A 20,234-nucleotide genomic window follows, 5' to 3' on the forward strand; every position below is an offset into this window, starting at 1 on the left:
GCGGTGTAGGTGATCTTGCCACCTTCCGCGACTTCGCCAGTGGCGGTCAGCTTCAGTTCGGTAGTGTCTTCAGTGCCGGGGCCCTGAGTTACGGAAGTAACTGGCTTACCTTCGCCAACCACTTTCTCGTAGTTACCGCCAGTGATCTCGGTAATGGCGTTGCTAACGTCCGGTTTGGTGTTGTGGACGCTATTGGGCACGGTGTAATCCACCGAACTCGACGACTGGCCAACCGGAATGGTGATGGTCTGACCGTTGGCCAGTTTCACCACGAGATCGCTACCGGTTACTTCGTGGTTAACGGAGGCGGTGTAGGTAATGGTGCCGCCTTCGGCGACCGAGTTGCTGCTGGCAGTCAGCGTGACAGTCGAAGTGTCGATGGTGTCAGTGACTTGGGTTTCCGCTGGATTCGGGTTGACTTCGAGCTTCTCGAAATCACCACCATCCACTTTATCCACAGTAACGCTGAGTTTCTCGGCATCGATGTAGACGTCATCAGCCGGGGCATCGATGGAGATGCTGCTCTCGGTCTGGCCCTTAGCGATGGTGATAGTTTCGCCATTGCTGAGCTTGATGGTTACGTCGCTGCCAGCCGGGTTCGACAAGGTGGCGGTGTAGGTGATCTTGCCACCTTCCGCGACTTCGCCAGTGGCGGTCAGCTTCAGTTCGGTAGTGTCCTCAGTGCCTGGGCCCTGAGTTACGGAAGTGACTGGCTTGCCTTCACCAACGACTTTCTCGTAATTACCACCCGAAATTTCGTCGATGCTGTTGCTTACGTCCGGCTTGGTGTTGTGGACGCTGTTCGGGACGGTGAAGTCCACCGAGCTGGAAGACTGGCCAACTGGGATGGTGATGGTTTGGCCATTGGCCAGTTTCACCACGAGATCGCTACCGGTCACTTCGTGGTTAACGGAGGCGGTGTAGGTGATGGTGCCGCCTTCGGCGACCGAGTTGCTGCTGGCAGTCAGGGTGACAGTCGAAGTGTCGATAGTGTCAGTGACTTCGGTAACGGCTGGGGTGTTATCCACAACCAGCTTCTCGAAGTCGCCGCCGTCAGCCTTATCCACAGTGACGCTGAGTTTCTCAGCATCGATGTAGACGTCATCAGCCGGGGCATCGATGGAGATGCTGTTCTCGGTTTGGCCTTTGGCAATGGTGATGGTCTCACCATTGCTCAGCTTGATGGTCACATCGCTACCAGCTGGGTTCGACAAAGTGGCGGTGTAGGTGATCTTGCCGCCTTCAGCGACTTCGCCAGTGGCGGTCAGCTTCAGCTCGGTAGTGTCTTCAGTGCCTGGGCCCTGAGTTACGGAAGTGACTGGCTTACCTTCGCCAACCACTTTCTCGTAGTTACCGCCAGTGATCTCGGTAATGGCGTTGCTCACGTCCGGTTTGGTCGTGTGGACGCTGTTCGGCACGGTGAAGTCCACCGAGCTCGACGACTGGCCAACTGGGATGGTGATGGTCTGGCCGTTGGCCAGTTTCACTACCAGGTCGCTACCGGTCACTTCGTGGTTCACGGAGGCGGTGTAGGTGATAGTGCCGCCTTCGGCTACCGAGTTGCTGCTGGCAGTCAGCGTGACAGTCGAAGTATCGATGGTGTCAGTGACTTCGGTAACGGCTGGGGTGTTATCCACAACCAGCTTCTCGAAGTCGCCACCAGTGGCTTTATCCACAGTGACGCTGAGTTTTTCAGCATCGATGTAGACGTCATCAGCCGGGGCATCGATGGAGATGCTGCTCTCGGTCTGGCCCTTAGCGATGGTGATAGTTTCGCCATTGCTGAGCTTGATGGTTACGTCGCTGCCAGCCGGGTTCGACAAGGTGGCGGTGTAGGTGATCTTGCCACCTTCCGCGACTTCGCCAGTGGCGGTCAGCTTCAGTTCGGTAGTGTCTTCAGTGCCTGGGCCCTGAGTTACGGAAGTGACTGGCTTGCCTTCGCCAACCACTTTCTCGTAGTTACCACCAGTGATCTCGGTAATGGCGTTGCTCACGTCCGGTTTGGTCGTGTGGACGCTGTTCGGCACGGTGAAGTCCACCGAGCTCGAAGACTGGCCAACCGGGATAGTGATGGTCTGGCCGTTAGCCAGTTTCACTACCAGGTCGCTGCCGGTGACTTCGTGGTTTACCGAAGCGGTGTAGGTAATGGTGCCGCCTTCGGCGACCGAGTTGCTGCTGGCAGTCAGCGTGACAGTCGAAGTGTCGATGGTGTCAGTGACTTGGGTTTCCGCTGGATTCGGGTTGACTTCGAGCTTCTCGAAATCACCGCCATCCACTTTATCCACAGTAACGCTGAGTTTCTCAGCATCGATGTAGACATCGTCAGCCGGCGCATCAATCGAGATGCTGTTTTCGGTCTGGCCTTTGGCAATGGTGATAGTTTCGCCATTGCTGAGCTTGATGGTTACGTCGCTGCCAGCCGGGTTCGACAAGGTGGCGGTGTAGGTGATCTTGCCACCTTCCGCGACTTCGCCAGTGGCGGTCAGCTTCAGCTCAGTGGTGTCTTCAGTGCCTGGCCCCTGGGTCACGGTGGTAACCGGTTTGCCTTCACCAACGATCTTCTCGTAATTGCCGCCGCTAATCTCCGTAATGCCGTTGCTGACATCAGGCTTGGTCGCATAAATGCTGTTCGGCACGGTGTATTCAGCGGTGCCGGACGACTTGCCCACCTCGATGGTGACGGTCTGCCCGTTGGCCAGTTTGACTACCAGGTCGCTACCGGTCACCGGGTTGTTCACCGACACGGTGTAGGTGATCACGCCACCCTCGTCGACGCTCGGCGTTGCGGTCAGCGTGGCGGTGGTGGTGTCGATGGTGTCGGTGATCTGGGTCACCGCAGGGGTCGGGTCGATGGTGACGATCAAGCCGGTGCCGCCGCTGGTGCCGGTGATGTGCGCGGAGAGCTCGCTGGCGTCGATGTACGGCGTGTCGTTAGGGGCGATCTCGACGTTTACGGTGCCGCTGGTCTGGCCCGGGGCGATCACGATGACGGCGCCGTTGGACAGGGTCACGGTCAGTGCGCTGGTCGGCGCCTGGCCAACGGTTGCGGTGTAAACGATAACGCCACCCGCTTCGGTAATCGAAGGGGTGGCGCTGAGTACGACATCGGTCGGTACCGGCGGGGGCGTGACCGCGGTGGCGCCAGCAGCGGCAGTGGTGGTGTCCTGCCCGCCGATTTCCAAAGTGTTCAGCCCAGTGGCAAAGCCAATCGGGGCAGTCTGGAAGCCGATGGTCGGGTCGACCACACCAGCCGTCTCTTCAAGCAGCACGAAGCTATGGCCGCCGCCAACCGCACCGCCGCTGCCTGCCGCGGTCGGGCCGGCGGCGGTAGCTTCAAGGTCGGTAGTCGGGTCAGCACCGGCGGCGATGGCTTGCTGCAGCTCTTCGACCGAAGGCGCGGCCTCGGCACTGGCCAGGCTCAGGTCGGTGCTGCTGTCGGGCGCATCGGCGCTCCATTGCGAGTCACGACCGAGGTCGAGCAAACGGCCATCGGCCAGTTCCAGAGTGACTGCGCCGCCAGCGCCGGTCTCTACGTGCTCACCTGCGAGCAGGCGATCGCCTTCGATCAGAACGCGCCGGATGCCTTCAGGGGATACTGCGAAAACTTGGCCAACAATGCTTTTGACGATGGCGACAACAGTGCTCATTGGAATCTCCGGACTTACCGTTCAGTTTGGCTTCCATGCCCGGCCAACACGCGCTGGCGGCGACTGATGGAATGTTACGAAAATGTTTGTTGACGCCTGAAAGCGTCAAATTTACGTCTATAACTTCTGGCGATTAACTTTATGCCAAACTATTGACCTTCTGCCTGCCATCCTAAACAATCGGCACGGTAATGTCACATTGATATTTGGCCCTAAACAGCCCTTTCTTTCGTATTAATCGCACTGCCTTTTCGCAAGCGTCCTACCCACGGAAACGGGGTTGTCATTTTCCAGGGCGGGAGCGGGCTTGGTCGTGATTTACGACAACAGCACTCTCGGGAAACCAGCACAAATGCGCGCGTCACTGTTTATCGCTATCCCTTTCACCCTTGCCGCCTCGTTCGTACAAGCACAATCCTTGCCCGAAGCCATGCAAAAGGCCCTGGAAGTGCACCCGGAAATCCAGGCCGGGGTCAACGCCCGTACCGCTGCGGACTATCAAGTACGTGCCGCCCAGGGCGGTTACCTGCCTAAGGTCGACCTGACAGCCGGTTATGGCCGCGAAGGCAGCGACACCCCAGGCACTGGTAACCGCTGGGAGACCCTCAACCGAGGCGAGTCAGCAATCCGTCTGCGCCAAATGGTTTTTGACGGTTTTGCCACCTCCAGCGAAGTCGGGCGTCAACGCGCCACCGCCAATGCTCGCGCCTATTCCCTGCTGGGTACCTCCGAGCGCACCGCGCTGAATGTGGCCCAGGTCTACCTGGATGTGCTGTCGCGCCGCGAGATGGTGCGCCTGGCCGAAGAGAACCTGCGCAACCACGACCGTATCCTTGACCAGATCAAGCTGCGTACCGCCCGTGGCGTAGGCCGCATGGCCGACCTCGACCAGGCCGAAGCGCGCCAGGCCCAGGCCCGCAACAACCTGATCACCGAGCAAACCAACCTGGCCGACGCCAACACCAACTACCTCAGCGTGGTTGGGCAAATGCCGGACGAGCTAAGCACACCTGCGCCGTTTGTCGACTTGCTGCCAGCAACCTTGGATGAAGCCCGTCACCAGCTGATCGAGGAGAGCCCGATTCTGCGCTCTGCCGAATCCGACATCGCCGCTGCCGAGAAGCAGTACGATGCCGCCAAATCGACCTTCTATCCGCGTTTCGATATAGATGTCGGCCGTACTGCCGATAACAACCTTGACGGCACCGTCGGCCATAACAATGAATGGCAGGCTATGCTGCGCATGAACTTCAACCTCTATAACGGCGGCAGCAACAAGGCCGACCTGGAGTCGAAGTCGTACCTGGCCAACCAGGCGCTGGATATCCGCAACAACGCCCTGCGCCAGCTCAACGAAGAACTGGGCCTGGCCTGGAACGCCATGGACAACGCCAACGCGCAGTTGCCGATTGCCCAGCAGTACGTCGACCACAGCGTGAAGGTGCGCAGCGCCTACCAGCAGCAGTTCGGCCTGGGTGAGCGCACCCTGCTCGACTTGCTCGACAGTGAAAATGAAACCTTCACCGCCCAGCGTCGTCTGGTGGAAGTGAAGAACATACAAATGTTTACTCAGTATCGAATCAAGGCGACCATTGGCCAACTGCTCAGAAGTCAGGGTGTCGTAGCACCGCTGGCGACCGTTGTGCAGAACGATTTGAAACCCAAGGTGAACCTGCCAGGCATGAACTGATGGCGCACCTTGGCAAACCCCCGCAAGGATGAAAGAGAGCGCCGCGTGGAATCCGAAGTCAGTCGAGTCCAACTCAGCCACGATCCACGCAGTCAGCATGACGATCCGTTACTGGATAGCCTGCTGACCCTGTGTGTCCTGCACCAGAAGCCGGCCAGCCGGGCCATGCTTACCACTGGCCTGCCGTTGCCGTCCCAACGCCTGAACATCGAGCTGCTGCCCCGTGCAGCGGCCCGTGCCGGGCTGCAGGGGCGGTTGCTGCAACGCAAGCTGGAGCAAATCCCCAGCATGGCCATGCCGGCCATGCTGCTGCTCAAGGAAGGCCGCAGCGCCATCCTGGTGGGCTGGGAAAACGACGACACAGCGCGCCTGCTGCTCAGCGAGAGCGATGGCGGTGAAGTGCTGATCAGCCGCGAGGCCCTCGAAGGCGACTACACCGGCAAGGTGTTCTTCGCCCAGCCCCAGCACAAGTACGACGTCAACCACGGCAACCTCATTCCGCGCGTGAACTCCTGGTTCCGCGACACCCTGATGCGCAGCAAATGGCTGTACATCGACGCCATCGCGGCGAGCCTTGTGATCAACCTGATCGCCATGGCCGCGCCCTTGTTCGTGATGAACGTGTACGACCGCGTAGTGCCCAACCAAGCCACCTCGACCCTGTGGGTGCTGGCTGTCGGCATTGTCGGCGCGTATATCTTCGACCTGATTCTCAAGGGTTTGCGCAGCTTGTGCCTGGACCTGGCGGGCAAGAAGACCGACCTGATCATCTCGGCCACGCTGTTCGAACGTATCGTCGGCATGTCGATGAAGCACCGCCCGGCGCGGGTCGGCAGCTTTGCGCAGAACATCCACGAATTTCAGGGCCTGCGCGATTTTCTCGCCTCGCTCACCCTCACCAGCCTGATCGACCTGCCGTTCACCATTCTGGTGCTGGTGGTCATCGCCATTATTGGCGGGCACCTGGTGTGGATCCCGGTGCTGGCCTTCCCGCTCGCGCTGGGCATTGGCTATGCCCTGCAGAAGCCGCTGATGGCCACCATGGAACGCACCATGGCCCTGGCCTCGGAGCGCCAGTCGAGCCTGATCGAGACCCTCGCCGGGCTGGATGCGGTGAAGGTCAACAACGCCGAAAGCGAGCGCCAGTACATGTGGGAGCAGACCCTCGGCACCCTCAGCCGCCTGGAACTGCGGGTCAAGGTGCTGTCGGGCCTGGCCATGAACATCACCCTGCTGATCCAGCAACTGGCGGGCGTGGCGATGATCTGCGTCGGCGTGTACCTGATCATCGACGGCAACCTCAGCATGGGCGGCCTGGTGGCTTGCTACATGCTCAGCGGCCGCGCCCTTGGCCCGCTGGGCCAGCTCAATGGTTTGCTGGCCCGCTACCAGCAGGCCAAGGTGACCATGGTGTCGACCAACCAGATGATGGAGCTGCCGCAAGAGCGCAACTTCGATGAGCGCCCGCTGAGCCGCCAGGTGCTACAGGGCGCGGTGGAATTCCGCGGCGTCGAGTTCACCTACCCCAACCAGCAGAACCAGGCGCTCAAAGGCATCAACTTGACCATTCGCCCGGGCGAGAAGGTCGGCATCATTGGCCGCAGTGGCTCGGGCAAAAGCTCGCTGGCCAAGCTGATCGTCGGCCTGTACGAGCCGGACAACGGCTCGCTGCTGGTCGATGGCGTGGATATCCGCCAGATCGACGTCAGCGAGCTGCGCCACAACATCGGCTACGTGCCGCAGGACATCCAGCTGTTGGCTGGCACGCTGCGCGACAACCTGGTCAGCGGCGCCCGCTACATCGAAGACGAGCTGATTCTGCAGGCCGCCGAGCTTGCCGGCGTGCATGAGTTCGCCCGCCTGCACCCCGATGGCTACGAGCTGCAAGTTGGCGAGCGTGGGCAGAACCTCTCCGGCGGCCAGCGCCAGAACGTTGCCCTGGCCCGGGCGCTGCTGCTCAACCCGCAGATTCTGCTGCTCGACGAACCGACCAGCGCCATGGACAACACCGGCGAGGAGCGCCTCAAGCAGCGCCTGGCCGCGGTGGTCGAGGGCAAGACCGTACTGCTGGTCACCCACCGCGCCTCGTTGCTGTCGCTGGTGGACCGGTTGATCGTCATCGATCGTGGACAGATCGTCGCGGATGGCCCGAAAGCCGCCGTCATGGATGCGCTGAAGAAGGGGCAGATCAGTGTTGCATAAGCTCGATATAGGGCGTTTCAAGGACAACCTGCGCCGCTACTTCAAGGGCTCCGAGTCGCTGGCCGGGCAACCGCTGCCCGAGGTCAACAAGGCGCTGATCGAAGATGCGCCGCGCATCGTACGCCTGACCATCTGGGGCATCATTGCGTTCTTCGTGTTCATGATCATCTGGGCCAGCGTTGCGCCCATCGATGAAGTGACCCGCGGGGAAGGCAAGGCCATCCCGTCGTCCAAGGTGCAGAAGATCCAGAACCTCGAGGGCGGCATCGTCGCCCAGATCTACGCCAAGGAAGGGGAAATCGTCGAAATCGGCCAGCCCCTGCTGCGCCTGGATGAAACCCGTTTTGCCTCCAACGTCGACGAGTCCGAGGCCTCGCGCCTGGCCATGGCCTTGCGCGTGCAGCGCCTGAGCGCCGAGGTGGACGACCAGCCACTACAAATCGACGAAGAACTGCGCAAGGCAGCCCCAAGCCAGGCGGCCAGCGAACAGTCGCTGTACATCAGCCGTCGCCAGCAGCTGCAGGATGAGATCGGCGGCCTGCAGCAGCAATTGGTGCAGAAGCAGCAAGAGCTGCGCGAGTTCAACTCCAAGCGCGCCCAGTACGCCAACAGCCTGCAGCTGCTGCGCCAGGAGATCTCGATGTCCGAGCCGCTGGTTGCGCAAGGTGCCATTTCGCAGGTTGAAGTGCTGCGCCTGCGCCGCGCCGAGGTCGAAACCCGTGGCCAGATGGACTCCACCGCGCTGGCCATTCCGCGTGCAGAAGCTGCGATCAAGGAAGTGCAGAGCAAGATCGAGGAAACCCGTGGCAAGTTCCGCAGCGAAGCGCTGACCCAGCTCAACGAGGCACGTACCGAGCTGAACAAGGCCACCGCCACCAGCAAGGCGCTGGACGACCGGGTTACCCGCACCATGGTCACCTCGCCGGTACGCGGCATCGTCAAGCAACTGCTGGTGAACACCATCGGCGGCGTGATCCAGCCGGGCAGTGACATCATCGAGGTGGTGCCGCTGGATGACACCTTGGTGGTGGAGGCGAAAATCCTGCCCAAGGACATCGCGTTCCTGCACCCCGGCCAAGAGGCCACGGTGAAGTTCACCGCCTATGACTACACCATTTATGGCGGGCTGAAGGCCAAGCTTGAGCAGATCGGTGCCGATACCATCACCGACGAAGACAAGAAGACCACGTACTACCTGATCCGCCTGCGCACCGACAGAAGCCACCTGGGCACCGACGAGAAGCCACCTGGGCACCGACGAGAAGCCGCTGCTGATCATCCCGGGCATGGTGGCGACGGTGGATATCATGACCGGCAAGAAAACCATCATGAGCTACCTGCTCAAGCCGATCATGAAAGCCCGCAGCGAAGCCCTGCGCGAGCGGTGATGGCTGTTAGGCAGGCTGTGCAAGCCTGTCATGGCCTCCGCGGCCCCTGTGGGAGATTCTATGGTTTTGTACAAGCCTGTTCCCGCCAGACATATCTCCTTGTGGCGAGCGGGCTTGTCCCGCGTTGGGCTGCGCAGCAGCCCTGAAAGACCATGGATAGTCCTCAGGGCTGCTGCGCAGCCCAACGCGGGGCAAGCCCGCTCGCCACAACTCTCTATCATTTCCCACAGGGTTGGGTCCAAGCAGCCATGTTGCGGTTGAGCGCGGCCTGCGTGGTGGCGACAGCCTGCGATGAGGCCGGTGCAAGCAGGCCCCCATCAGCACCCCTCCCACTACTATGCATATGCATTAAAGATATTTAAATTATCTTTCTTATGCACATATAGTCACCCCACTGCGTACCCGCTGACCAATCAGCGCGCCGCACGACTCGAACCCACACGGGTAAACCCCGTGCGTTTCTGAATCGTTGCGCGCCCTGAATGTCGCGCACTGCGTGGGAGTGAACAATGCCAGCCGCCTCGAACGCCTTGTCGAACATCGACAGCGCCCTGCCGCAAACCTTTGAAGTCCGCCCGTTCTCCGGTGCCGTCGGCGCCGAGATCATCGGCCTGGACCTGACTCGACCGGTCAACGCCGACGACTTCAGCCGAATTCACCGCGCCCACCTCGACCACCACGTTCTGGTGTTTCGCGACCAGCGCATCACCCCACAACAGCAAATCGACTTCAGCCGCCGCTTCGGCGAGCTGCAAATCCATGTGCTCAAGCAGTTTTTGCTGGCCGGCCACCCGGAAATCCTGATCGTTTCGAACATCATCGAAGACGGTCGCAACCTGGGCCTGGGCGATGCCGGCAAGTTCTGGCATTCGGACCTTTCTTATAAAGAGCTGCCCAGCCTCGGCTCGATGCTGCACGCCCAGGAACTGCCCAGCGAAGGCGGCGACACCCTGTTCGCTGACATGCACAAAGCCTGGGACGCCGTGCCCGATGCCCTGCGCAAGATCATCGCCGGGCGTGACGCCGCGCACTCCTACACCGCGCGTTACGCTGAAACCAAGTTCGCGGGCAACTGGCGCCCAACGCTCAGCGCCGAGCAACTGGCGCAGGTGCAGGAAGTCATCCACCCGGTGGTGCGCACCCACCCGGAAACCGGCCGCAAGGCGCTGTTCGTCAGTGAAGGCTTCACCACCCGCGTTGTCGGCCTGCCCGACGACGAGAGCCGCGATGTGCTGCAGCAGCTGTATGCCCTGAGCGTGCTCGAACAGAACATCTACCGCCACCAGTGGCAGCCCCACGACCTGGTGTTCTGGGACAACCGCTCGCTGATCCACCTGGCCAGCGGCTGCCCAGCCCACCTGCGCCGCAAGCTCTACCGCACCACTATCCAGGGCGATGCCCCGTTCTGACTGACGACTGAAGGAACCCAAGATCATGCGTAAATCCATCAGCCGCCTGGCGGCAAGCATCGGCCTGGGCGCAAGCCTGGTCGTCGGCAGCCTGGCTGCACCCACCCTGGCCCACGCCGAGGGCAAGATCCGCATCGCCGAACAGTTCGGCATCGTCTACCTGCTGCTCAACGTGGTGCGTGATCAACACCTGATCGAGAAACACGGCAAACAGCAGGGCATCGACATCGAAGTGGACTGGGCGCAGCTGTCGGGCGGCTCGGCGGTCAACGATGCGTTGCTGTCTGGGTCCGTGGACATAGCCGGTGCCGGCGTCGGCCCGCTGCTCACCGTGTGGGACCGCACCAAGGGCCGGCAGAACGTGAAGGCCGTGGCCTCGCTGGGTAACTTCCCGTACTACCTGGTCAGCAGCAACCCGAACGTGAAGACCATCGCCGATATCAGCGACAAGGACCGCATCGCCCTGCCGGCAGTGGGCGTGTCGGTGCAGTCGCGCTTCTTGCAATACGCCGCCGCCCAGCAGTGGGGCGACAAGCAATACAACCGCCTCGACAAGTACACCCTCGCCGTCCCCCACCCGGACGCCACCGCAGCCCTGCTGGCCGGCGGCACCGAGCTGAACGGGCACTTCTCCAACCCGCCGTTCCAGGACCAGGTGCTGGCCAACAAGAACGTGCATATCGTGCTCAACAGCTACGACCTGCTCGGCCCCAACTCGCCGACCCTGCTGTTTGCCACCGAGAAATTCCGCAACGACAACCCCAAGACCTACAAGGCCTTCGTCGATGCCTTGGCCGAAGCCGCCGAGTTTGCCCAGCACGACAAAGCCGCGGCGGCCGACACCTATATCCGCGTGACTAAGGCCAAGATCGACCGCGACGTGCTGATCAAGCTGATCGACAACCCGCAGTACGAATTCACCGTCACGCCCAAGAACACCTACAAGCTGGCCGATTTCCTTTATCGGGTCGGCGCGATCAAGAACAAGCCTGAATCGTGGAAGGACTACTTCTTCCAGGATGAACGCCCGCTGCAGGGGAGCTGACCGACCATGACCGCCCCATTGCCAGGCCACGCGGCCAGCAACCTGAGCCGTGTCGCCACCCCACCGCTGCTGGCGGTGGACAACCTCAGCCTTGAATACCGCACCGCCCAGCGCGTGGTGCGGGCCACCCACCAGGTCAGCTTCGAAATCGACCGTGCCGACCGCTTTGTGCTGCTGGGCCCGTCGGGCTGCGGCAAGTCCACCTTGCTCAAGGCTGTGGCCGGTTTCATCGAGCCGCGTGAAGGGCAGATTCTGCTGCAAGGCCAGCCCGTGCGCGGCCCAGGGCCGGATCGCATCGTGGTGTTTCAGGAATTCGACCAGTTGCCGCCGTGGAAGACGGTCAAGCAGAACGTGATGTTTCCGCTGTTGGTGTCCGGCCAGCTCAAACGCGCCGAAGCCGAGGAACGGGCGCTGCATTACCTGGACAAGGTCGGCTTGGCCGCCTTTGCCGATGCCTACCCGCATACGCTCTCAGGTGGCATGAAGGCGCGGGTGGCGATCGCCCGGGCGCTGGCCACGCAGCCGAAGATCCTGCTGATGGACGAGCCGTTCGCCGCCCTCGACGCCCTCACCCGGCGCAAGATGCAAGAAGAGCTGCTGCTGTTGTGGGAAGAGGTGCGCTTTACCTTGCTGTTCGTCACCCACTCCATTGAAGAGGCGTTGGTGGTGGGCAACCGCATCCTGTTGCTGTCGCCGCACCCGGGCCGCGTGCGCGCCGAGGTGCACAGCCACCAGTACGACCTGGGCAGCCTGGGCGCCAGCGACTTCCAGGCCAGCGCCCGGCGCATCCACCGCTTGTTGTTCGATGAAGCCGAAACGCCGGAGCACAGCGCCGACCTGGGTTTCAACGACATCCGCATCGCCTACTGACAGGAGCCTTGGCATGACTATTACCTCTGCACGCCAGGAATACGAAGTTCAGTTACAGCCGCTGCCCGGCGTACCGCTGGAACGCGACCTGCCGCTGGCGCAACGGCTGTGGCAGCAAGGATGGCTGCGCAAAGCGGTGATCCTGGCAGCGCTGGCGGTGCTCTGGGAGTTGGTCGCGCGCTATACCGACAATGACCTGCTGCTGCCGAGCTTCTTGCAGACGGCTGCGGCGTTCTGGGACGGCATGCTCAGCGGCGAGTTGCCGGCCAAGGTCGGGGTATCGCTGGTGATACTGCTCAAGGGCTATGTGCTGGGCATTGTGCTGGCGTTCGGCCTGACCAGCCTTGCGGTATCGACGCAGATCGGCCGCGACCTGCTCGGCACCCTGACCTCGATGTTCAACCCGCTGCCGGCCATCGCGTTGCTGCCCCTGGCGCTGCTGTGGTTCGGGCTGGGTGATAACAGCCTGATTTTCGTGTTGGTGCACTCGGTGCTGTGGGCGCTGGCGCTGAATACCTATGCCGGGTTTCTGGGGGTTTCGGAAACCCTGCGCATGGCCGGGCGCAACTATGGCCTGCGCGGCCTGCGCCTGGTGCTGCATGTGCTGGTGCCGGCGGCGCTGCCGTCGATTCTCTCGGGGCTGAAGATTGGCTGGGCGTTCGCCTGGCGCACGCTGATCGCCGCCGAGCTGGTGTTTGGCGCCAGCAGTGGCAAGGGCGGGCTTGGCTGGTACATCTTCCAGAACCGCAACGAGCTGTACACCGACAAGGTGTTTGCCGGGTTGGCGGTGGTGATCTTCATCGGGCTGCTGGTGGAGGGGCTGGTGTTCAATACCCTGGAGCGGCTGACGGTCAGGCGCTGGGGGATGCAGCGGTAGGCTTTGCCGGCTTTTGCTCGTGTAGGAGCGGCCTTGTGTCGCGATGGGGCGCGTAGCGGCCCCAGGATGTTGGTTTCAATCTAAATCGTCGGGGCTGCTGCGCAGCCCATTCGCGACGCAAGGCCGCTCCTACAGTTGGCGGCTCCTGCGATGAGGCCGGGGCAGGCTAAACCTGATACTGCGCCGCCGCGTTGGCCAGGGTCTTGCCGATTTCCTCGCGCAGGTCCACGGGCAGCTCCACCACCAAGCTTTCCCCCTGGCTCAGCAGCCACCAGCGCAATGGCCAGCCGTCCATCACCGTTGCCCGCAAGCGGTGCCCCTGCTCCAGCGCCGTCAGCTGCATATCTGCCGTCAGCGGCGCCTCGCGCAACTGCCGCGCCAGGTTATCGCTGACCCGCGCCTGCAACTCGACGCCCGCGCCGGGCACCGGCTGCAACAAATCGCCACGCAAATACCCCTGCAGATCAAAATTGCCGCGCAACTCCCCGCCAGCGCTGGCCGACCAGTGCCAGCCAAACGGAATGCTCTTGTCGTTGCGCTCCAACGGGAAAATCAGCGACAGCTCGTTGAGGTCACGCTCAACCGTGCGTTTGCTGACAGTGAACCCCACATCACGCAGGCGCCAGACCAGTTCAGCGCTGGTAATACCGGGGGAGCGGCCGGGCAGTTGACGAAGCAACGCCCATTGGCGGCTGAGGGTGGCGCGAGTGGTGGCGAACGGCAAAAGGGAACGTCCTTGTCTAGGCTTGCCGCCTAGAATGGCGGCACAAGCAGGTCATGGCAATTGGCCACAGCGTGCTCAGATCAATCAACTGACAATTGGTTGCCTACGATGTGATCGTTCGCGACAGGTTTTGACGTGTCGTCGCGCAGAATCACGCTCCAGCGCAGTCGAGGTCGGGGCTGTAACGTTCAATGAGGATGAACATGTCTGCTGCCAGCAATATCCATTCACTGCTTGCGCGGCTGCTGCCCGAGCGCATAGTCCCGGCGCCAGCACGCCCTGGCGTGCGCCATCGGCTGTTCGCCGGCATCGGCCTGCCCAGCCAGCCGGCGCTGGGCGAGCGCTTTGGCCTGATCGACCGCCTGGATGAAGCGACCGACCTGCATGCCGTCTACGTCGACCTCAGCCGCCAGGCCCTGATGGGCAATGTCGCGGCGCTCAACGACCTGGGCTGGATCTGGCTCAATGGCAAGTACTGGCGCGGCGATACCGCGCTGGCCGGTCATCTGCTGCGCATGGCAGCGCTGCAGGGCGATGCCGCTGCGTGGTTCAACCTCGGACAGCAGCATTACTTCGGCAAGGGCGTGGATGTTTCCTACGCCAATGCTGCCGAGTATTACCGCCATGCCTTCGAGCGCGGGCTGCTGCATGCGGCGGCGGCGCTGGGGGATTTGTACGAGGAAGAGGTCTGCGACGGCGAGCAGGACTGGCAGGTAAACCCGACCGAGGCGTACCAATGGTTCCTGCGCGGCGCCATGCGCGGCGAGACGCGCTGCCGTTTCGAGGTGGGCTACCGCCTGCTGCATGGGTTGTACGTAGAGCCGGACACCAAGGCGGCGCTGTACTGGCTGGAGCTGGCCGCAGCCACCGGGGTGATGCAGGCCGCCGAGGAGTTGGCGATGTACTTCAGCCATGTCGATGCGGCCCGTTACATGGGCTGGCGTGATCAAGCGATACAGCTGGGCAGCACCCTGGCGCTGACCATGAAGCTGGAAGACCAGATACAGCCCTGAACCGGCGTGGCCCTCATCGCAGAATGACGCGGTCAGTGTAGGAGCGGCCTTGTGTCGCGAACGGGTCGCAAAGCGGCCCCGGCGATATCAATTTTCAAGCACACATTTTGGGGGTGCTTCGCACCCCTTTCGCGACACAAGGCCGCTCCTACATAAACCGCACCCACGCGGATATTGATATGCGTGGTTGACGGCAGGGGGAGGGCCGGGCGTATATTGATAGTTAGCAAACTATGAATATCCCGGAACCTCATGTCCATCGATGCACTGCAACTGAAAATCAGCAGCGGCATGGTCGTTGCCGCTCGGCATTGGCGCCGCCTGTGCCAGGGCGCGCTGACCCGCTATGGCATTTCCGAAGCCTGTGCCGTACCGCTGTTGATGATCGTGCGCCTGGGTGATGGCGTGCACCAGGTGGCCGTGGCTCAGGCTGCCGGCCTTGAAAGCCCATCGCTGGTGCGCCTGCTCGACCAACTGTGCAAGGCGGGCCTGGTGCGCCGCAGCGAAGACCCGCACGACCGCCGCGCCAAGGCCCTGAGCCTGACGGCCAGCGGCCGCACCCTGGCTGAATCCATCGAAAACGAGTTGGTGCGCCTGCGCCAGCAAGTGCTGCACGGCATCGACCCCGCGGACCTTGAAGCCACGCTGCGCGTCATCCGCGCCTTCGAAGCTGCCGGGGATGCGCCGTGAGCGGTTTTTTCAGCTCGGTGCCGCCGGCACGTGACTGGTTCTACGGCGTGCGCACCTTCGCCGCCTCCATGATCGCCCTCTACATCGCCCTGCTGATGCAGCTGCCACGCCCCTATTGGGCGATGGCCACGGTGTACATCGTCTCCAGCCCGTTCCTCGGCCCCACCACCTCCAAGGCGCTGTACCGCGCCCTCGGCACCTTGCTCGGTGCGGGCGGGGCGATCTTTCTGGTGCCGCCGCTGGTGCAGTCGCCGGTGCTGTTGAGCATCGCCATCGCGCTGTGGACCGGCACCTTGCTGTTCCTCTCGCTGAACCTGCGCACGGCCAACAACTACGTGCTGATGCTGGCCGGCTACACCTTGCCGATGATCGCCCTGGCGGTGGTCGACAACCCCCTGGCGGTGTTCGACGTCGCCTCCTCGCGGGCCCAGGAAATCTGCCTGGGCATCGTCTGCGCGGCAGTGGTCGGGGCAATCTTCTGGCCACGCCGGCTGGCCCCGGTGGTGGTCGGCGCCACCGGCAACTGGTTCAACGAAGCGATCCGCTACAGCGATACCTACCTGGCACGCGACGTGGCCGCCGAGCACGTCGGGGCCATGCGCGGCACCATGGTCGCCACGTTCAATTCGCTGGAAATGATGATCGGCCAGCTTGGCCACGAGGGCGCCGGCCCGCACACCTTGAAGAACGCCCGCGAGCTGCGCGGGCGGATGATTCACCTGCTGCCCGTCATCGACGCCCTCGACGATGCCCTGACCGCCCTCCAAGGCCGCGCCCCAGCGCAATACGCCCAGGTGCAGCCGCTGCTCGCCAGCGCCCGCGATTGGCTCAAAGGCACCGCCGACAGCGCCTCAGTGGCGCGCTGGGCGGCCCTGCACGAGCAGATCGACCGCCTGCAACCCAGCGCTGCGGCGCTCGACCAACGCGCCGAACTGCTGCTCTCCAACGCCCTGTACCGCCTGGGCGAGTGGGCCGACCTGTGGCAGGACTGCTGCACCTTGCAGCACGCCCTGCGCCTGGACGACGCCAAGCCCTGGCGAGCCGTTTATCGCCACTGGCGCCTGGGCCGGCTGACGGCCTTCTTCGACCGCGGCCTGATGCTGTACTCGGTGGCATCCACGGTACTGGCAATCATCGTTGCCTGCGGCCTGTGGATTGGCCTTGGCTGGAACGACGGCGCCAGCGCGGTGATTCTGGCAGCCGTTTCGTGCAGCTTCTTCGCTGCCATGGACGACCCCGCGCCGCAGATCTACCGGTTTTTCTTCTGGACCCTGCTGTCGGTGGTGTTCTCCAGCCTGTATCTGTTTCTGGTGCTGCCCAACCTGCACGATTTCCCGATGCTGGTGCTGGCCTTCGCCGTGCCATTCATCTGTGTCGGCACCCTGACCGTGCAGCCGCGGTTCTACCTCGGCACCCTGCTGACCATCGTCAACACCTCGACCTTCATCAGCATCCAGGGCGCCTACGACGCCGACTTCTTCGCCTTCCTCAACGCCAACATCGCCGGCCCCGTGGGCTTGCTGTTCGCCTTTGTCTGGACCTTGGTGATGCGCCCGTTCGGCGTTGAGCTGGCGGCCAAGCGCATGACCCGCTTTGCCTGGCGCGACATCGTTGGCATGACCGAACCTGCAACCCTGGCCGAGCACCGCAAGGTCGGCGTGCAGATGCTCGACCGCCTGATGCAGCACCTGCCGCGTCTGTCGCAAACCGGCCAGGACAGCGGCGTGGCGCTGCGCGACCTGCGCGTGGGGCTGAACCTGCTCGACCTGCTGGCCTACCTGCCGCGCGCCGGGGCCCAGGCCCGCGAGCGCCTGCAAACCGTGGTCGAGGAAGTGGGCGGGCATTACGCCGCCTGCCTGCGCGCCGGTGAACGCCTGCATGCGCCGCCTGCGCTGCTGCGCAACATGGAGCGCGCGCGCCTGGCGCTGAACCTGGATGAACGCTACGAACGCGGCGACGCTCGCACCCACCTGCTGCACGCCCTTGCCGGCCTGCGCCTGGCGCTGTTGCCGGGCGTGGAGGTGATGCTTGAGCCTGCCGAACAATCGCAACTGCCCCCGGGCCTGGACGGAGCGCCGCTGTGATCGGTGAACTGGATATCAGCGGGGTGTTCCTGCCCACGCTACTGGTGATGATGGTGGGGACCTACCTGCTGTTTCTTGGGGTGCACGCGCTGCTGGTGCGGGTGCACTTCTATCGCCTGGTCTGGCACCGGGCGCTGTTCAACGTTGCCCTGTATGCCGTGCTGCTTGGCGCGGTGGACCACTTTTGCCGAAGCCTGATGCTGCCATGAAAAAACCTTTGCTGACCCTGGGCCGTGTGGTCCTGACCCTGCTGGTAGTGACCCTTGCCACCGTACTGGTGTGGCAAATGGTGGTGTACTACCTGTTCGCCCCCTGGACCCGCGATGGCCATATCCGCGCCGACGTGATCCAGATCGCCCCGGACGTGTCCGGGCTGATCCAGAAGGTCGAGGTACGCGACAACCAGACCATCAAGCGCGGCGACGTGCTGTTCACCATCGACCAGGACCGCTTCACCTTGGCCCTGCGCCAGGCCCAGGCGACCCTGGCCGAGCGCCAGGAAACCCTGGCCCAGGCCAGCCGCGAGGCGCGGCGCAACCGCAAGCTGGGCAACCTGGTGGCTGCCGAGCAGCTCGAAGAAAGCCAGTCCCGCGAAGCCCGCGCCCGTTCGGCCATGAGCGAGGCGCAGGTGCAGGTGGACGTGGCCCAGCTCAACCTTGACCGCTCGGTGGTGCGCAGCCCGGTGGACGGCTACCTCAACGACCGCGCCCCCCGCGCCCACGAGTTCGTCAGCGCCGGCCACCCGGTGTTGTCGGTGGTCGACAGCGCCTCTTACCACGTCGATGGCTATTTCGAAGAGACCAAGCTTGGCGGCATCCATATCGGGGACGCCGTGGACATCCGCGTGATGGGCGACAACACCCGCCTGCGTGGCCGCGTGCAGAGCCTGGCCGCCGGCATCGAGGACCGCGACCGCAGCAGCGGCGCCAACCTGCTGCCCAACGTCAACCCGGCATTCAGCTGGGTACGCCTGGCCCAGCGGATTCCGGTACGCATCGCCTTCGACGAAGTGCCGCAGGACTTCCGCATGATCGCCGGCCGCACTGCCACGGTGTCGATCATCGAGGGTACGCAGCCATGAAACAGCTGGTCTTGGCGGGCCTGTGCCTGGCCCTTGGCGCCTGCACGATGGTCGGGCCGGATTACACAGTGCCTGCCGACGCCGCCGTGCAGCGTGACGACCTCAACGGCCCGCTGCGCCGGGACGCGGCCAACGTGGTGTCGGCGCCGGTGCCCGAAGACTGGTGGCAGCTGTATCAGGACCCGCGCCTGAACCAGCTGGTGCGCCAAGCGCTTGCCGCCAACAGCGACCTGCGCGTGGCTGCCGCCAACCTGGCCAGGGCCCGCGCCCAGGTGGAGGTGGCCGAGTCCGCAGGGGGCTTCAATGCCGGCGTCAAAGCCGGCGCCCAGCGCCTGCAGGAGTCCGGCGAAGCCTTCCTGCAACCGGAGAAGGTGCCGGTGGCCAACATAGGTGAAGCCGTGATCAGCGCCAGCTATCAGTTTGACCTGTGGGGCACGCTCAAGCGCGGCACCGAGGCCGCCAAGGCCAACGCCGATGCGGTGCAGGCAGCCGCCGACACCGCGCGTATCACCTTGGTGGCGGATGTGGTCAAGGCTTATACCCAGGTGTGTTCGGCCAACGAGGAATATCACCTGGCCCGCGAGTCGCTGGACCTGCAACGCCAGAGCGTGCAGCTGACCCAGCGCCTGCGCGATGCCGGGCGCGGCGACGACTCCCAAGTCACCCGCTCGCAAACCCAGTTCAAGTCGCTGAGCGCCGAACTGCCGCGCTTCAAGGCCGAGCGTGAAACCGGCCTGTATGCCCTCGCGGCACTGCTGGCCAAGCCGGTCGAGCAATTACCCGCCGGCACTGGCGATTGCGCCGAGCTGCCGCACCTTGCGCAGCGCGTACCGGTGGGCGATGGCGCCGCGCTGCTCAAACGCCGCCCGGACGTGCGCCAGGCCGAGCGCCAGCTGGCGGCCGCCACGGCCAATATCGGTGTCGCCACTGGCGCGTTGTACCCCGACATCAGCATCGGCGCGCAGGTGGGCACCATCGGCATACTGGACAACCTCGGCGAACCTTCGACCAACCGTTGGGGCATAGGCCCACAGATCAGCTGGAGCATTCCCACCAACGGTACCCGCGCGCGCATCCGCATGGCCGAAGCCTCGACCCAGGCGGCGCTGGCGCATTTTGACGGTGTGGTGCTCAACGCCATTCGTGAAACCCAGACACGGCTGGCGCAGTACAGCGCCTTGCTGGACCGGCGTGATGCGCTGGCTGAAGCGGAACGTTCGGCAAAAGAGTCGGCAGACCAGACGCACCTGCGCTATCAGGTGGGGCGCGAGTCGTTCCTGGCGGACTTGCAGGCGACGCGGACCTACACCGATGTCAGGGCGCAGCTGGCGGCAGCCAATGGGCAGGTGGCGATGGGGCAGGTGGCGGTATTTCTGGCCTTGGGTGGCGGGTGGAAGGACGGCGCTGAGCGTTGAGCGCGATTAGCCTCACACGGGGGCAGACTCCATGGTTTTTGTAAAAGCCTGTGGGGGCCTCATCGCAGGCTGGCGCCAGCTCCCACAGAGATCTGAGCC

General features: G+C 63.3%; 14 protein-coding genes and 1 pseudogene. 13 read left to right on the plus strand and 2 right to left on the minus strand.

Features of this window, described 5'->3' with window-relative positions:
* Positions 1–3,647, minus strand: a 3,647-nt coding sequence (locus HU720_RS16595) for a retention module-containing protein (protein WP_186521027.1), incomplete at its 3' end; no start/stop codon positions are given.
* 352 nt (positions 3,648–3,999) lie between these two features.
* Here HU720_RS16595 and HU720_RS16600 point away from each other — a divergent pair.
* From HU720_RS16600 to HU720_RS16630, 7 genes and pseudogenes are all read left to right on the plus strand, one after another.
* Complete coding sequence (locus HU720_RS16600; protein ID WP_186521028.1) at positions 4,000–5,337, plus strand: TolC family outer membrane protein; 1,338 nt, start codon at positions 4,000–4,002, stop codon at positions 5,335–5,337.
* A 45-nt stretch (positions 5,338–5,382) separates the two neighbouring features.
* Positions 5,383–7,539: a type I secretion system permease/ATPase gene (locus HU720_RS16605; protein WP_186521029.1), complete on the plus strand. Its 2,157-nt coding sequence runs from the start codon at positions 5,383–5,385 to the stop codon at positions 7,537–7,539.
* Positions 7,529–8,927, plus strand: a pseudogene (locus tag HU720_RS16610) (HlyD family type I secretion periplasmic adaptor subunit). The gene HU720_RS16605 and the pseudogene HU720_RS16610 overlap by 11 nt, the downstream one beginning before the upstream one ends.
* A 509-nt stretch (positions 8,928–9,436) precedes the next feature.
* Positions 9,437–10,336, plus strand: a complete 900-nt coding sequence (locus HU720_RS16615; protein ID WP_186521030.1) for a TauD/TfdA family dioxygenase — start codon at positions 9,437–9,439, stop codon at positions 10,334–10,336.
* Between the two features lie 25 nt (positions 10,337–10,361).
* Positions 10,362–11,381: an ABC transporter substrate-binding protein gene (locus HU720_RS16620; protein ID WP_186521031.1), complete on the plus strand. Its 1,020-nt coding sequence runs from the start codon at positions 10,362–10,364 to the stop codon at positions 11,379–11,381.
* A gap of 6 nt (positions 11,382–11,387) precedes the next feature.
* The gene (locus HU720_RS16625; protein ID WP_186521032.1) at positions 11,388–12,251 is read left to right on the plus strand and encodes an ABC transporter ATP-binding protein; all 864 of its coding nucleotides are present in this window, start codon (positions 11,388–11,390) and stop codon (positions 12,249–12,251) included.
* A gap of 13 nt (positions 12,252–12,264) precedes the next feature.
* Positions 12,265–13,128, plus strand: coding sequence for an ABC transporter permease (locus HU720_RS16630; RefSeq protein WP_186521033.1), 864 nt, complete (start codon positions 12,265–12,267; stop codon positions 13,126–13,128).
* Positions 13,129–13,294: 166 nt separating this feature from the next.
* Here the strand turns inward: HU720_RS16630 and HU720_RS16635 are convergent, their stop codons facing one another.
* Positions 13,295–13,852 carry a WYL domain-containing protein gene (locus HU720_RS16635; protein WP_186521034.1) on the minus strand — a complete coding sequence of 186 codons (558 nt, stop codon included), beginning with the start codon at positions 13,850–13,852 and terminating at the stop codon, positions 13,295–13,297.
* Between the two features lie 203 nt (positions 13,853–14,055).
* On the opposite strand from HU720_RS16635, the gene HU720_RS16640 reads away from it, so the two are divergent.
* The 6 genes from HU720_RS16640 to HU720_RS16665 all read left to right on the plus strand — a co-directional run bounded on the left by HU720_RS16640 (position 14,056) and on the right by HU720_RS16665 (position 20,135).
* The gene (locus tag HU720_RS16640) at positions 14,056–14,865 is read left to right on the plus strand and encodes a tetratricopeptide repeat protein (RefSeq protein ID WP_186521035.1); all 810 of its coding nucleotides are present in this window, start codon (positions 14,056–14,058) and stop codon (positions 14,863–14,865) included.
* 252 nt (positions 14,866–15,117) lie between these two features.
* The gene (locus tag HU720_RS16645; protein WP_186521036.1) at positions 15,118–15,555 is read left to right on the plus strand and encodes a MarR family transcriptional regulator; all 438 of its coding nucleotides are present in this window, start codon (positions 15,118–15,120) and stop codon (positions 15,553–15,555) included.
* A complete protein-coding gene (locus HU720_RS16650; RefSeq protein WP_186521037.1) occupies positions 15,552–17,639 on the plus strand; it encodes an FUSC family protein in 2,088 nt (695 codons plus the stop codon). Before HU720_RS16645 ends, HU720_RS16650 begins: the two co-directional genes overlap by 4 nt.
* Complete coding sequence (locus HU720_RS16655; RefSeq protein ID WP_186521038.1) at positions 17,636–17,848, plus strand: DUF1656 domain-containing protein; 213 nt, start codon at positions 17,636–17,638, stop codon at positions 17,846–17,848. Before HU720_RS16650 ends, HU720_RS16655 begins: the two co-directional genes overlap by 4 nt.
* Positions 17,845–18,720, plus strand: a complete 876-nt coding sequence (locus tag HU720_RS16660) for an HlyD family secretion protein (RefSeq protein WP_186521039.1) — start codon at positions 17,845–17,847, stop codon at positions 18,718–18,720. The genes HU720_RS16655 and HU720_RS16660 overlap by 4 nt, the downstream gene beginning before the upstream one ends.
* The gene (locus HU720_RS16665) at positions 18,717–20,135 is read left to right on the plus strand and encodes an efflux transporter outer membrane subunit (RefSeq protein ID WP_186521040.1); all 1,419 of its coding nucleotides are present in this window, start codon (positions 18,717–18,719) and stop codon (positions 20,133–20,135) included. The genes HU720_RS16660 and HU720_RS16665 overlap by 4 nt, the downstream gene beginning before the upstream one ends.
* Positions 20,136–20,234: the final 99 nt, after the last annotated feature.

Source organism: Pseudomonas sp. SWRI51 (genome assembly GCF_014268825.1).
Taxonomy (GTDB): domain Bacteria; phylum Pseudomonadota; class Gammaproteobacteria; order Pseudomonadales; family Pseudomonadaceae; genus Aquipseudomonas; species Aquipseudomonas farsensis.

What these genes read in the sequence shown, in the direction of transcription:
- HU720_RS16615 (WP_186521030.1), top strand. Translation starts at nt 9,437, where the DNA reads ATGCCAGCCGCCTCGAACGCCTTGTCGAACATCGACAGCGCCCTGCCG.
- HU720_RS16600 (WP_186521028.1), top strand. Translation starts at nt 4,000, where the DNA reads ATGCGCGCGTCACTGTTTATCGCTATCCCTTTCACCCTTGCCGCCTCG.
- HU720_RS16640 (WP_186521035.1), top strand. Translation starts at nt 14,056, where the DNA reads ATGTCTGCTGCCAGCAATATCCATTCACTGCTTGCGCGGCTGCTGCCC.
- HU720_RS16660 (WP_186521039.1), top strand. Translation starts at nt 17,845, where the DNA reads ATGAAAAAACCTTTGCTGACCCTGGGCCGTGTGGTCCTGACCCTGCTG.
- HU720_RS16620 (WP_186521031.1), top strand. Translation starts at nt 10,362, where the DNA reads ATGCGTAAATCCATCAGCCGCCTGGCGGCAAGCATCGGCCTGGGCGCA.
- HU720_RS16625 (WP_186521032.1), top strand. Translation starts at nt 11,388, where the DNA reads ATGACCGCCCCATTGCCAGGCCACGCGGCCAGCAACCTGAGCCGTGTC.
- HU720_RS16665 (WP_186521040.1), top strand. Translation starts at nt 18,717, where the DNA reads ATGAAACAGCTGGTCTTGGCGGGCCTGTGCCTGGCCCTTGGCGCCTGC.
- HU720_RS16630 (WP_186521033.1), top strand. Translation starts at nt 12,265, where the DNA reads ATGACTATTACCTCTGCACGCCAGGAATACGAAGTTCAGTTACAGCCG.
- HU720_RS16645 (WP_186521036.1), top strand. Translation starts at nt 15,118, where the DNA reads ATGTCCATCGATGCACTGCAACTGAAAATCAGCAGCGGCATGGTCGTT.